This window comes from Corynebacterium sp. ACRQP (assembly GCF_022345915.1).
Classification (GTDB): domain Bacteria; phylum Actinomycetota; class Actinomycetes; order Mycobacteriales; family Mycobacteriaceae; genus Corynebacterium; species Corynebacterium lehmanniae.
On the sequence record NZ_JAKRMZ010000006.1, the window covers coordinates 73,593 to 88,159 of the forward strand.

A 14,567-nucleotide genomic window follows, 5' to 3' on the forward strand; every position below is an offset into this window, starting at 1 on the left:
GGTGGGTGGTTTGGGCGGCTGGTTTTGCCTGCCCTGTCCCCCATCTCCACAAACCCCTAGTAAGCCCTCCCTAGTATGGCCATTTTTGGGCCTTAATAGGGGTTTGTTGCTCGGGGTATGTCCCGACGCCCGCCAGTCGAGTCGCTAACAGGTGAGACGCTCCCATCTCCGAGAGATACGCCTTGCCGTCGAGGTTGCGAGTACACTAGGGAGCCGTACGCCTCGGTGTCGCCTCTGCGAAAGCATGCGCCCGGGGCTTAAACTTTTTCGACTGGCCGCGCAGCGGAAAACCCCGGCGGGCTGGGGTTCCAGCCTGCCGGGGTTTCGCGCCTAGCTCAGAGGAGCGTTAGTTCGAGCTGCCCTCCGAGGAACCCGCGGAGGAGCCGTCAGCGGAGCCGGCCTCGGAGCCAGCCTCACCAGCGGCCTCGCCTGCGTCCTCGGCGGTTTCGTCGCGGCCGGGGGTGTTGGTGACGGGCGGGACGACCGTCGTCACGCGGTCACCCCCGAGGGAGGAACCGCCCACGCGCACCTCGTCGACGGAGGTCGACTTCTTCGGGCCGATGGCGGTGAACGCCTCGCCGGCCTCGTTGGAGCACCAGTCGTAGAGGACGGAGCCCGCGACAACCACGCCGGCGGCGATAGCTGCCCACTGGCCGTACTGCTGCACGTCCGGACGCATTGCCAGCTCCTGCAGCATGCGGTTCGCGGCCTCGGCCTTCGCGCGCAGCTCGGCGACCTGCTCGTTCTCCTGGCCGCGGCGGCCGTAACCGAAGTTCGGCGTCTTGCGGCGGATCTCATCCTGGATCTCCGCGGAGATCTGGTTGAACTGCTCGTTCACCGCGTTGACGTACGGGGCAGCGACCTCTCCCAGCACCTGGCCCGCCAGCAGCAGCGGCACCATGTACAGGATCGGCGAGCGCACCGCGTTGGCGACACAACGGCCGAGGATGTCGGTGCCTTCATCCACGGTGGCCTTGGTGGTGACCAGGGTGGTCGGCACTTCGGTGACCGTGATCTGCGGCAGCGTCTCCGTGACCACCGGCGGCAGCGTGTACGTTGCCGTCGCGGTCACCGGCGGGGTGTAGCCATCCACCGGGGTCGGTGCGACCTCGGTGACGGTCTTGCCGGAGTCGTCCACAACCACAACCACCTGGCCCGGAACATCCGGCGTGGTGGTCACTTCCGGACCCTCAACGGTGGTGACCACCGTCTGCGGCTCCGGCGTCACCGTCTGCACGGTGGTGACCGGCGTGGTGCGAGTGACCGTGATCGGATCCTGCGTCTGCACCACAGTGGTGACGATCGGCTCCGGGGTCTCCGTAGTGGTGACCTCAGAGGTGACCGGCTCCGGAGTCTCCGTGATGGTGACCTCGGAGGTGACCGGGTCCGGCGTGACCGTGGTGACCTCGCCGGACACGGTGGTGGTCACCGGCGCCGGGATGATCGTGGTGGTCTTGACCTCGCAGTCGCACGGTGCCACACCCGTGGTCGGGGTGGACTGCGCCTTGTTCGTCGGCGTGTTCGGGGTGCGCTCCACCACCGTGGTCTCGGTGACGAAGCTGCCCGGAACCGTCGTCGTCTCGTTGGTCGTGCCCGGCACGGAGGACACCACGGTCTCGGTGGCGGTGACCGGCGGTGCGGTCGCGATCGCCTCGTTGACGTGGTAGCCCGCCGGCGCGGAGACCTCGATCACGATCTCCACGGACTCGCCCGGCTCCAGGGACAGGCCGCGGCCTGCAGACTCCAGCGCCTTGTTGATCTCGGCGGTGAACTCGTCGGCGTCGCCGCCGTCCAGGCGGGTGACGTTGTCCACGATGTCGACGCCGTCCAGCTTCACGGAACCGGTGTTGGTCACCGTGTAGCGCAGCTCCATCGTCTCGCCCTCGCCGATCGGCAGGGCGTCGCCCTCGGTCTCGGCGTCGCGCCATGCGTCGTCGCCCTCATCCGCGCGCTTGATCTCCTTGAGGATCTCCAGCTGCGGGGAGTCGGAGGAGGCGTCATCCGGCGGCGCGGTCACGGTCACCACTGTCGACGGCACCGTGGTGCCCGGCACAGTCGTGTGCGGGTTCGTGGTGCCCGGGATCGTGGTGGCCGGGATGGTCACCGGCGGCACGGTCACGCCCGCGACGTTGTCGTGGCGGCCGGCCGGGGCCTTCACCGTCACGGTCACGTCCATGGACTCGCCCGGCTCGAGCGCGAACGGAGCGACCTTGCCCAGCTGGGCGTCGATGGCCTGCTGCAGCTCGGCGTTGTCTTCCTTCACCTCGTCGGTGAGGCGGATGCCGTCGATAGGCAGAGTGCCCTTGTTGGTCACCCGGTAGGTGATGTCCATGTCCTCGCCGGCGTTGACTAGGGCGTGCTCGTCGCGGCCGTTGATGAACTTCTTCACCTCAAGCAGCGGCGAGTTCGCGCGCGCGGTGGTGGACACCGTCGTGCCCGGACGGGTGGTGCCCGGCAGGGTCGTGCCCGGGATGATCACCGGCGGCACCGTCGTGGACGGGCCGGTCGTGCCCGGGATCGTGGTGCCCGGACGGGTGGTGCCCGGAACCGTGGTCTCCGGCACCTCGGCGCGAGCTTCGTTGACGTGCTCGCCCTTAGGCGCGGTGACCTCGATGCGGATGTCCTGGAAGGCGCCCGGCGCGAGGTTGAACGGCTTGGCCTTCTCGGCCAGCTCCGCGTTGATCTCGTCCTGCAGCTCCTGGTTGTCCTCGCGGATCTGGTCCGCGACCGCGATGTCGGTCAGTTCCACGTTGCCGGTGTTGCGGACGCGGTACCAGATCTCCATCTTCTGGCCCGGAGTGACGGAGGCGTCCTCGCGGCCGTTGATGCGCTTTTCAATGTTCAGGCGGCGCAGCTCAACCGGCGTGCAGACAACGTTGTTGCCCGGGCCGTCGGTGTCGCCGTCCATGTTGACCACGTTGACCAGGCCGGAATCCGCACCCGGGTTCGCGCCCTCGGCGGTGCACTGGCCGACAGCCTCCGGCAGGTTGTTCGCCGCGGCCTCAGCCAGGGTGCCGGTGACGGTGACCTTGTAGTCCTTGTACTTGCCCGGCTTCAGCTCAGCAGCGTCGGCGACCTTGTAGCGGCCGTTCTTCACGTCCACAGCCTTCTCATCGACGGTCACTTCGTTGACCGTGAAGCCGGCGCCGCGCAGCGGCACGTCCCAGATGGTGGCGTGCTCGCCGGCGACCAGACCGGAGTTGCGAACGCGGATGACGTACTCGTTGGAGTAGTTGTAGCTGCCCTCGTCGTTGCGGGTCAGCTCGACGTTGCCCGCACGAGCAGCAAGCTTCTCGACGGCAAACTGCGGCCGCTCAGGCGCCGGCGCAGTCGTCGTCTCCGTGACCGGCGGCGGCGGAGTCTGACGCGTCGTCGGCGTGGACTGTGCCTTATCTTCCGGCTCGTTCGGGGTGATGGTGACCTGGGTGGTCTCCGTGGTCACCGTGCCCGGAACCGTGGTCCCCGGGACCGTGGTGTCCGGGCTAGTCGTGCCCGGCTCAGTCGTGCCCGGGATGGAGGACACGACGGTCTCTTCGGTCACCACCGGCGGAGCGCTCACCTTCGCCACGTTGGTGTGAGCGACCTTCGGCGCCTTCACACCCTCGAGCTCGATGGTGATCTCCTGCTCCGGCTCGAGGTTGATGCCGTCCGGGTGCTCCTCAGCCAGTTTCGCCTCCAGGGCCGCGTTGATCGCGTCCTGCAGCTCCTGCTGGCCTTCCATCTCTTCGACGGTGTCCGTCAGGACCACGCCGTTGAGCGGCAGCGAGCCGGTGTTGGTGATCACGTAGCGCAGGTCCATGGTGCCGTCGGCGTTCACCGGTGCGGCGTCCTGCGCTTCCTCAGCATCGCGCCATACGCCGTCGACGCCGCGGATGTACTTCTTGATCTTCAGCTCAACCGAGTCGGTCGCTGCGTCATCCGGCGGCGCGGTCACCGTGACCACGGTCGCCGGCACGGTGGTGCCCGGGAGCGTGGTGCCCGGAACGGTCACCGGCGGGACATCGACGTTGACCTCGTTGCGGTGCTTGCCGGCCGGGGCCGGCACAGTGATGGTCACGTCGTGGGACTGGCCCGGCTCGAGCGAGATCGGGGCGAACTTGCCCAACTGCGCGTCGATGCGGCGCTGCAGGTCCTCGTTGGCCTCTTCGATCTTGTCGGTGAGGCGGATGCCGTCGATACGCACCGGGCCCTCGTTGGTGAGGCGGTAGGTGATCTTCATGTCCTCACCCGGGACGACCACAGCGTGCACGTCGCGGCCGTTGATGAACTTCTTCACCGACAGCTTCGGCGAGGACGCGCGTGCCGTGGTGGACACCGTGATACCCGGCTCAGTGGTGCCCGGGATCGTGCTCTCCGGGATGGTTACCGGCGGAATCGTCGTGGACGGACCAGTGGTGCCCGGGACCGTGGTGCCCGGACGGGTGGTCTCCGGAACCGTCTTCGGCGGAACCTCAGCCGTGACCTCGTTGTTGTGCTCGCCCTCAGGTGCCTTGACCGGGAACTTCACGTCCTTGTACTCGCCCGGTTCCAGGTTGAACGGGTTGTACTCCGGCTTCGCAAGCTCAGTCGCGAGCTTCTCGTTGATCTGCTTCTGCAGATCCGGGTTGTCTTCCTTGATCTGGTCCGCCAGCGTGATGTCCGTCAGGGTCACGTTGCCGGTGTTGCGGACGCGGTACCAGATCTCCATCGGCTCGCCCGGGGTGACCGGGGCATCCACGCGGCCGTTGATGCGCTTCTCGATGTTGAGGCGGCGCAGCTCAACCGGCTCGCAGACGATGTTGTTGTCGATGCCATCGCCGTCACCTTCCATGGTGACCACGTTGACCAGGCCGGAGCCTGCGCCCGGGTTCTGCGGCTTGACGGCCTTGCACTGGCCGACGGCAGCCGGCAGCGCAGCTGCAGCCTCGTCGGTGACGGTGCCGTCGACCACCACGCGGTAGTCCTTGTACTGGCCCGCGTCCAGCTCGGCGACGTCGGAGATGAGGTAGCGGCCGTTATCCGCGTCGACCTTGGTGCCGTCGACGGTGACTTCGTCGATGGCGAAGCCGACACCGCGGACCGGCACGTCCCACACCTTCGCGTGCTCGCCGTTGACCAGGCCCGTGTTGCGCACGCGGATGGTGTACTCAGCCTTGTAGGCGTACACACCCTTGTCATTGCGCTCCAGGGTGACGCCCGGGTTGCCCGCGTTGAACTTCTCCACAGCGAACTGCGGGGCGTCCGGCGGAATCGGAGTGGACTGCGCCTTGTTGGTCGGCGTGTTCGGAGTGATGGTGACCTGGGTGGTCTCCGTGGTCACGGTGCCCGGAACCGTAGTCCCCGGGACAGTGGTATCCGGGTTCGTGGTACCCGGCTCCGTCGTACCCGGGATAGAGGACACAACGGTCTCCTCCGTCACCACCGGCGGAGCAGTCACCTTCGCCACGTTGACGTGGTAGTCCTTCGGCGCCTTCACCGTGATCTCGACGGTTGCAGCGTTTTCGGCGCCCGGCTCGAGGTTGATGCCGTCCGGGAACTCCTCAGCCAGCTTCGCCTCGATTGCCTTGTTGATCGCTTCCTGGAACTTGTCCTTCTCCTCCGCGAGCTCCGTCACCTCATCGATCAGGGCCACGTTGTTCAACGGGACCGAACCGGTGTTGGTGATGGTGTAGCGAAGCTGGATGTCCTCACCCGGCACGACCGGGAGAGCATCTGCCGGTGTCTCGGCGTCGCGCCAAGCATCCTCACCGTCAGTTGCGCGCTTGATCTCCTTGAGGATCTCAAGAGACACGGTGTCGGAAGCGGCGTCATCCGGCGGTGCGGTCACGGTCACCACAGTCGGCGGCACGGTCGTGCCCGGAACCGGGGTGCCCGGGATGGTCGACGTAGTCGGGGTGCCGTCAACGGTGGTGACGGTCGTGCGCGGCGGCGCGGTGGTTTCCGGGATGGTGGTGCCCGGAACCGTGACCGGTGGAACAGTCACGTTGACCTCGTTGTCGTGGCGACCAGCCGGCGCCTTGACAGTGACGGTCACGTCGGTGGACTCACCCGGCTCAAGCGAGATCGGGGCCACCTTGCCCAGCTGCGCGTCGATGGACTGCTGCAGGGCGGGGTTTTCTTCCTTCACCGCGTCGTTGAGGCGGATGCCGTCGATACGCACGGCGCCCGTGTTGGTGAGGCGGTAGGTGATGTCCATGTCCTCGCCAGCGACGACCATGGCGTGCTCGTCGCGGCCGTTGATGTACTTCTTCACCTCGAGCGACGGGGAGCCCGCGTGCGCGGTGGCGGTGACCGTGGTCGGCGGCACCGGACGCTCCGGCACCGTGGTGCCCGGGATGGTCGTCGCCGGGACGGTCGAGCCCGGGATGGTGGTGCCCGGCACCGTGGTCTCCGGGTTGGTGGTGCCCGGGACGGTCACCGGCGGGACGGTGGTCTCCGGGATGGAGGTCTCCGGGCGGGTCGTGCCCGGCACGGTGGTCTCCGGCACCTGGGCGCGCACCTCGTTGGTGTGCTCGCCCTCGTACGCGGTGACCGGGAACGTGATGTCCTTGACTTCGCCCGGCGCGAGGTCGAAGGCCTCGATCTTGGCGATCTCAGCGTCAATCTCCGCCTGGAGCTCCTTGTTGTCTTCCGTGATCTGGTCTGCCAGCGTGATGCCGGACAGCGTGACGTTGCCCGTGTTGGACACGCGGTACCAGATCTCCATCGGCTCGCCCGGGGTGACCGGGGCGTTCTCGCGACCGTCGATGCGCTTTTCAATGTTCAGGCGGCGCAGCTCAACCGGCTCACAAACGATGTTGTTCTCGCGGCCGTCGGAGTCGCCCTCCATGGTGACCACGTTGACCAGGCCGGAGCCTGCGCCCGGGTTCTGCGGAGTGACGGCGTCGCACTGGCCGACAGCTGCCGGCAGCGCGTTCGCTGCCTGATCGGTGACGGTGCCGTTGACCACCACGCGGTAGTCCTTGTACTCACCCACGGCCAGCTCAGCCTCGTTGGAAATGAGGTAGCGGCCGGAATCCGGCTTGACCTCGGCGTCGTCAACGGTGACGGAGGTGATGTCGAAACCGACGCCCCGCACCGGCACGTCCCACACCTTCGCGTGCTGTCCAGCAATCGGGCCGGTGTTGCGAACACGGATGGTGTACTCGGCGGAGTAGCCGTACTGGCCGTTCTCGCTGCGATCCAGGCTGATGCCGGTCTGGTTGTTGAGCTTCTCTACTGCGAACTGCGGGTCCGGAACGACGGCGGGCGGCACTTCGGAGGTTGTTGGCGTAGAGCGTGCCTCGTTCGTAGGGGTCGGTGGGGTGACCGTGGTCTGGACGACCGTGGTCTCCGTCTGGGGCTGCACCGTCGTGGTGGCGTTAGTGGTGCCCGGAACCGTCTTGGTAACGGTCTCCGTCACTGGGACCTCAGGCGCGGTCGCCTTAGCCACGTTCACGTGGGCACCCTTCGGCGCCTTCACAGTGACGATGACTTCCTTCTCTTCACCCGGTGCAAGCTCAAAGCCGCGGCCCTCTGTCACGAGTGCCTCGTTCAGGGCGTCGGTAAGCGCCTGGCGCTCAGCCGTGGTGCTGCCCTCGATGCTTGTGACCTGATCGACAATGTCGATGCCGGTCAGCTTCACCTTGCCGGTGTTGGTCACCGTGTAGCGGATCTGCATGTCCTGGCCCGGGGTGACCACGGCTGCCGGCTGGCCGGCCTCCGCGTCGAGCCACGGATCGGTGTCCTTCGCGCGGATCTCCTTGAGGATGCTGAGGTTCACCGGGGTCGACGACGCATCATCGGACGGCGTGGTCGTCGGCGTGACCACACGCTCCGGCACTGTTGTCTCCGGAACGGTGGTCACGTTCGGGATCGTGGTGCCCGGGATCGTCGTTGCAGGGATGGTCACCGGTGGCACAGTTGGCTTTGCGACGTTCACGTGCCCGTCCACCGGCGCCGTCACCGTGATGGAGCGCTCCACCACCTGGCCCGGCTGCAGGTCGAGCCTGATGCCCTGGAGCTTGGCGTTGATCTCCTGCTGGAGTGCGGTGAGGGGTTCGGTGGTGGCGGACTGCACCTCGTCGATAAGCGAGATGCCCTTGAGCGGCACGCCGCCGGTGTTGGCCACGCGGTAGGTGATGGTCATCGGCTGACCCGGGACCACTAGGGCGTTCTTGTCGAAGCCGTTGATCAGCTTCTGGATGCTGATGCCAGGCGTGTTCGCCGTCGCCGTGGCCGTGGCGGTGATGCCCGGCAGTGTGGTGCCCGGAACTGTGGAGCTCGCGTTGGTGGTGCCGGTAATCGTGGTCGGCGGGACCTCAGCTCGTCCCTCGTCGGCGTGGTAGCCCTCGGGGGCCTCCACGGTGATCTTGATGTCGCGGATAGCGCCCGGCGCGAGGTCGAACGCGTTGATCTTCTGGAGCTCGGTGTCGATCTGTGCCTGGAGCGCCTGGTTGCCTTCCTTGATCGTGTCTGCGACCGTGATGCCGGTGAGCGTGGTGTTGCCGGTGTTGATCACGCGGTACCACAGCTCGGTCGCTTCACCAGCGGTGAGCGCGGTGTCTTCGTAGCCGTTGATCCGCTTTTGCACCGTGAGGCGACGCAGCTCGACGGGCTGGCAAACGATGTTGTTCTCTGGGCCGTCGGAGTCACCTTCCATGGTGACCATGTTGACCAGGCCGGAACCGGCACCCGGGTTCTGCGGGGTGACGGCGTCGCACTGGCCGACAGCTGCCGGAAGCGCGTCCGCAGCCTTGTCGGTGAGCGTGCCGGTGACGACAACCTTGAAGTCCCTCGTCGCACCCGCCGCCAGAGTGGCCGGGTCGCTGACCTTGTACCGGCCATTAGTTGGCTGGACCTGGTTGCCATCTACGGTGAACTGGGTGATGTTGAACCCAGCACCCTTCAACGGGGCGTCCCACACCTCGGCGAACTGACCCTCGGCATCGCCGGTATTGCGCACCCGCACGATGTACTCAGCGCTATAGGCGTAGCCTCCTTCGCTGCGGCGCTGCAGCTGGACGCCGCCGGCCTGGAGGCCGATTTTCTCCACGGCAAACTTCGGGTTCTGGACGACTGGTGGTTTGGCTGGAATGACGGCGTTTGCCTCATCATCGTTCGACCGGACAGACACCATTTGGAGATTCTGTGGGAACGGGTCGTAGGTGAAACCATCTTGAATTCCACCGTTGAACGTCGGGAAGCCCTGATTGTTCGGGTCAAAGGTGCCTTGTGCGAAAGCGGAATTTCGGTGCTTGTAATCGTTCTCTGGCTGGGTCTTTAGGGGAACATCGACGGTGATTGTCTCAGACGTTTCTGCACCCCCGTCGAGATCGAACTCTGGAACTTTCGCCAGTTCGACGTTGATGGCGTTTTGAAGCTCCGTTGAACGCTCTCCTGCTGTCACAGCGTCTTGCAGCTTAATGCCAGTGACCTTGCCGCGCCCCGTGTTCTTTATGTCGTACCGGATGGTGATTTTCCCGTTGACGGCAAGCTCAGGCCAGTCACTCGGATCGGTGTCCTGAGCGTCCTGACCGTTGATGTACTTTTTGATCTCGAGTTTCGGATCACAGTCACCGGCCGCCACAACATCGTTCGCCGGGGTTGGGTCGATCTCGTTGCCGATCACCGCAACCTTGTTGATTGCGCACTTGCCGTCTGCAACTCTCGCGTTCACCTTCAACGTTGCAGACTGACCCGCCCCCAACGGCCCGTGGGTCCAGTTGATCGATCCGTTAGTCGACCTGCTTTGTGTGAGCCAACCCTGGGTTTGTGGTTCCACCCGAACGTCCGAGAGGCCGCTTGAAATGAGATCGCGGACAGTGAACCCAGACGAAGAGCACCCGGAGTTATTGGTGACGGTGACGGTCCACTGTGGCTGCCCGTCGATCATCTCCAGCTTCTTGGCGATAGACAGATCTACATCAGCCTTCCGGTACTCCTGCACCGTGATCGCATTAGTCGTCGCGTCGTTGTTGTACGATGCCGGGACCTTCTCAACGGACACCAAACCGATTTTGATGTCATCTTTGTTCGTCGCGTTCGGGTTCTCCACCGAGATCTGGTAGGCGTCGCCTGTGCCGTTGACGCTGAATCCGAGGTTGCCATTGGCATACGTCCATGCGTTGCCGTAGATCCCGTCCACGAGCTTCTGATCGGTAGGTGTAGAGAGATCATCCACCTGCCAGTAGATCATGGAGCCGTCAAGCACGTTCGTGCGGTAAAGGTAGCGGTGGCCGTTCTCTGAGTTGATGGACCACGCGTACGGGCTCTTGTCGAAGCCTACGTAAGCCCAGTCGTTCGCACTCGTTGGCCTTGCATCCCCGAGCTTCTGCCTAGTCGACTTCACGCGATTTCCTGCCGCTGTCACCTCAGGAATGGAGAATTCTGTCTTGCTCCCGCCGTTGAACTTGACACGGTAGATGTCGCCGGTGCCGTTACCGGAATTGTTGGAAAAGACGTAGTTGCCATTCAGGTCAAACGCACCGTTTGTGATACCGGAGCGAACATCGACATCAACCAGGCCGTCGACCCGTCCGATGCTCTCCGCCTTTCCAGTCACGGGACTGATTCGAAGTAGGTGGCCTGCTGGGTACTGGGGATCAGGGTTGTTGTTAGAAAGGCCGGAATCGGCACCGTTCTGCGGCCTGTCCTGCGAGACTGCGTACAGATATCCATCGGCCGGGTTATACGCGAGAGCGTTGTAGACCCACGGGCTCACGCCATTACCGTTCACCGGCTTGAAGGCATTATCGCCTTGCACTCCATCAACCCGGTACTGAAGAACTGTGTAGTTGCGCTTCACGTTCCTCGGACGGGAACCATCCGGGTTCATGTAGAAACTTTCGGCGATCCAAGTCGAGACACCGATATCCCGCTTCGTCACCTCGACGATGCACGCGTCAGTGTTTTCTGACGCCTTGAGCGGGTCGCGGAGACCCGGGTTGGCTTGGAGATCGACGGTGTCAACAGCGACATCCTCGGCCTTGATTGTGCCCGTGGTCGGTTTGGAACCGGCTGCGGGCGCCGTCGTTTCAATTACGACTGGCACATTCTCAGCGACATTCAGACGTTTCTTGAGATCCAAGATGAGGACTGCGTTGGTCTGACCGTCAGCATTGGTCTCGATCCGAGGCTGACCTTGCACGGTTTCGTGCACAACACCGTTCACGGAAATGGTGTATTCGCCCGCAGGGAACTGAGTGGCCTTCCCACCGACACCGCCCGTGCGGAGAATCAGCCGGTTACCTGTCAAAGCAGGTTGGGAATTGGCGCTGCCTTGGGTGTTCGTGATCATCCGGACACCATCGTCATCGTCCCATTTCGTAAAGGCGAGACCGCGGACGCCGGCCGCAAAAGCCACTGAGGCGGTGTTTCCTGCAATCTGCGGGACAGCCACAGATCCAAACGTGAGGGACACCGCCATGGCGGTGGCCAAAAGGCTTGAGTTTTTTCGTGGACGAGAATTGGGCAGAGGAGATGTTTTTTGAGTGGGCATCCAGTGGCTCCGAGCTATGAACAAGCAAACAGTAGAGGACAAAAGTGATTGTATTTCAGTGGAGAACCGCCGACAACCGTTTGTCCCGCAATCTAATAAAAAGTTCGTTACACGTAACAGAATCTGCATTGCATTTTCATTACGCGTAACGCAAATGCGTTACAGTTCGGTTCATGTCCGAACTTGACCTCGCGGCTTTGATCGACCTGCTGCTCAGCATCGGCACCGATACCTGGAATATCGAGGCCAAGGATGCCTCCGGTGGGCTGCCGACCTCACTTGATGAGACCCTCAGTGCGTTCGCGAATATGCCCGATGGCGGTGTCATCGTCCTCGGCCTCGCCGAAGAAGACGGGCAGATGCGCGTCCGCGGGGTTGCAAATGCGAAGGACCTGGCAGCCGGGCTTGGCACCAAGGCGCGCGAGCGCATTCACCCTCCAGTGCAGCTTGGGGCCGTGCAAATCGCCACCATCGACGGGAAGCAAGTTGTAGGTTGCGTAATTCCTCCGCAACCACCCGAGCGCCGACCATTTCGGGTCGGGGCCAATGGTCCTGCCTTCACACGATCGAGCGATGGCGATCACGAATTGAGCCGAGAGGAGGAGCTCTACCTCACCTCCCAGCGCAGCCAGCCAACCCACGACCGGCAACCGGTCGAAGGAGCGGACGTGGACCGCGACCTGGTGCCGGAGCTGCTGGAACAGTACCTGAGTGCAGAGCAGCGAAGTTCGCGCCGCCTCCAGGGGATGAGCCGTGACGAACTGCTCGTGCGTACAAACGTCGTCGACCACGAGACTGGTCTACCGACGGTTGCTGCGGTGTACGCGATGGGGCTCCACCCGCAGCAGTTCCTCCCGCACACGGCCGTGAAGGCGCACGCGAGAGGTGACGGGCAGAACACCGGCCTGCGTCTCACCGACCACGATGAGTTCACCGGCCCTATTCCCGATCTCCTCGAATCAGCCGAGTCATGGGCCCGCAAGCACCTGATGCGCGGGGTCGCGTTTCGCGATGGCCACGGGTTCGACGCTCCCGAAATCCCGGCCGTCGCGCTGAGAGAAGTTATCGCCAACGCGCTCGTTCACCGCGACCTTTCCGTTGCCAGCTTCGGCAGCTACCCGATGCTGGTCAAACTGCCGATGAAGTTTATCGTTGAGAATCCCGGTGGGTTGTGGGGCCTGACAGAACGCGAGCTTGGCAAGACAAGCCCGCGGGCGAAAAACGCAGTGCTGTACCGCATGTGTTCCGCAATCAGGACCGAGGACGGCAAGCGAGTCATTGAAGGACATGCCACCGGGATTCCCGAAGTGCGGCGAAGCCTCCGCGACGCTTTCCTTCCGGCACCCTATTTCAAAGACGAAGTAATCAAGTTCAAGGTGCTGCTGACCTCGTCGAGCATGCTGTCAGAGGAAGATAGGAACTGGCTTTCCCAGCAGCCTGGAGCCAACGTGATGTCTGTCGCGCAGAAACACGCGCTTGTAGCAATGCGGCACGGTGCGGAACTGACGAACTCCGCTTACCGCAATGAGTTCCCGATGGATTCGGTTCAGGCCCGGGACGAACTCCAGGAGCTGGTCCGCTTTGGGTTAGCCGAGCAGGTTGGGACCGGAAGAGGGACCGCGTACCGCCAGAGTGGGAGCGGCCAAGCGGAACTGCCGGTCCGTGCTGTCGGCGAAACTGCAACGAACGAACAGCGAGTGCTCGACTCGTTACAGCAGACTGGCCACCCTCTGAGCAGACGCGAGCTGGCTTTATCTACCGGGCTAAGCGAAAGCCAGGTGTACCGAGCCCTGAAAAACATCGATGGCCTCCAGCAGGGCCCGGCGCCCCATGACGGCAGAGTGGTCGTCTACTGGGTGTGATGTGGAGGCTGCCGGCGCGGACCGGAGGTCGTCGAGAAGCAAAAGCCCCGACCCACACTCCGCGGAGTATAAGTCGGGACTTATTGGTGCCCGGGGGGGGACTTGAACCCCCACGTTCTTGCGAACACTGGCACCTGAAGCCAGCGCGTCTGCCAATTCCGCCACCCGGGCGGGCGACTTGATTAATATAGAACGCAGCTCACAAAAACTACAAATCGCCAGCGCACACCGCCTTTTATCCCGCGTCTGCAACGGGGCCGACACGCTGCGCGGATAGGTGGTGTCGGGTGCGGCACCTATACTGTCCGGGTTACTTAAATTCTGATGTGAAGAAAGGAGGTGCGCAGGAAATGGCAGTGATGGACAGGCTGGCAAAGCTGGATAGTTCCCTGCAGCGCGGCTTGGATAATTCCATGGCGGCGCTGTTCGGCGGCAAGGTTGTGCCTGAAGAAATCGAGGAGCTGGTCAAGCAGGAAGCCCAGGACTCGCTGGTGGTCACGGACAGGGACGAGTATGTCGCCCCGAACGTGTACGCGGTGGGTGTGTCTTCGAAGGACTTGGAGAACCTGTCGCAGAACCGCGATCTTCCTGTGGACCTCGCCGATCAACTCATGCGCTACGTGCGCAACAAACAATGGTTTTTGGATGGCCCTGTTGTTGTGCGTATCGCGGAGGAGTCGGGTCTGCGCACTGGCCAGCTCCGGGTGTCTAGCTACATCGACACCATGCCGGATGTGGTCAGCGGCTTCGACGCCATCGTGGCGGAGCCGAAGAAGCGCAAGGCCTCGCGCTCGCAATTGAAGGAGGATGCAATGTCCGAACCTAACGCCAACCAGCCGCAGGACCCGCAGGCTGCCGCCAACCCTGAGGCAACCACGGTGAGCCTGCTGCTTCAGGACGGCTCGTCGCGCACGTACCTGGTCCACGAGGGCTCCAACATCCTGGGCCGCTCCAACGATTCGGACTTCCGCCTGCCGGACACCGGTGTCTCGCGCCAGCACGCGGAGATCACCTGGGACGGCCAGGTGGCGGTGTTGGTGGATCTGCAGTCCACCAACGGCACCACGGTCAACGACGAGCCGGTGGAGAACTGGATGCTGGCGGACGGCGACGTGATCACGCTGGGGCACTCCAATATTGAGGTGCGCATCGTCGGCAGTCAGGACCAGCCGCAGGCCGGTGCGAACGAGCCGCAGTTCACGGACTCGGTGGCGCACCCCAGCACCGAATACTTCCGCCCGTAAGAA

Annotated in this window: 4 protein-coding genes and 1 tRNA gene; 3 read left to right on the forward strand and 2 right to left on the reverse strand. The window is 63.8% G+C overall.

Going from position 1 to position 14,567, the window contains the following annotated elements:
- Positions 1-346: 346 nt before the first annotated feature.
- Positions 347-10,522, reverse strand: a complete 10,176-nt coding sequence (locus tag MHY23_RS03885) for a hypothetical protein (protein WP_239306519.1) — start codon at positions 10,520-10,522, stop codon at positions 347-349.
- A gap of 387 nt (positions 10,523-10,909) precedes the next feature.
- Between MHY23_RS03885 and MHY23_RS03890 the strand changes: the two genes are divergently transcribed.
- Both MHY23_RS03890 and MHY23_RS03895 read left to right on the forward strand, forming a co-directional pair.
- The gene (locus MHY23_RS03890; RefSeq protein WP_239306507.1) at positions 10,910-11,326 is read left to right on the forward strand and encodes a hypothetical protein; all 417 of its coding nucleotides are present in this window, start codon (positions 10,910-10,912) and stop codon (positions 11,324-11,326) included.
- 305 nt (positions 11,327-11,631) lie between these two features.
- A complete protein-coding gene (locus tag MHY23_RS03895) occupies positions 11,632-13,320 on the forward strand; it encodes an ATP-binding protein (protein WP_239306508.1) in 1,689 nt (562 codons plus the stop codon).
- A gap of 84 nt (positions 13,321-13,404) precedes the next feature.
- On the opposite strand, the gene MHY23_RS03900 is transcribed toward MHY23_RS03895, so the two are convergent.
- Positions 13,405-13,491, reverse strand: a tRNA-Leu gene (locus MHY23_RS03900).
- A 179-nt stretch (positions 13,492-13,670) separates the two neighbouring features.
- On the opposite strand from MHY23_RS03900, the gene MHY23_RS03905 reads away from it, so the two are divergent.
- The gene (locus MHY23_RS03905) at positions 13,671-14,564 is read left to right on the forward strand and encodes a DUF3662 and FHA domain-containing protein (protein ID WP_239306509.1); all 894 of its coding nucleotides are present in this window, start codon (positions 13,671-13,673) and stop codon (positions 14,562-14,564) included.
- Positions 14,565-14,567 lie beyond the last annotated feature (3 nt).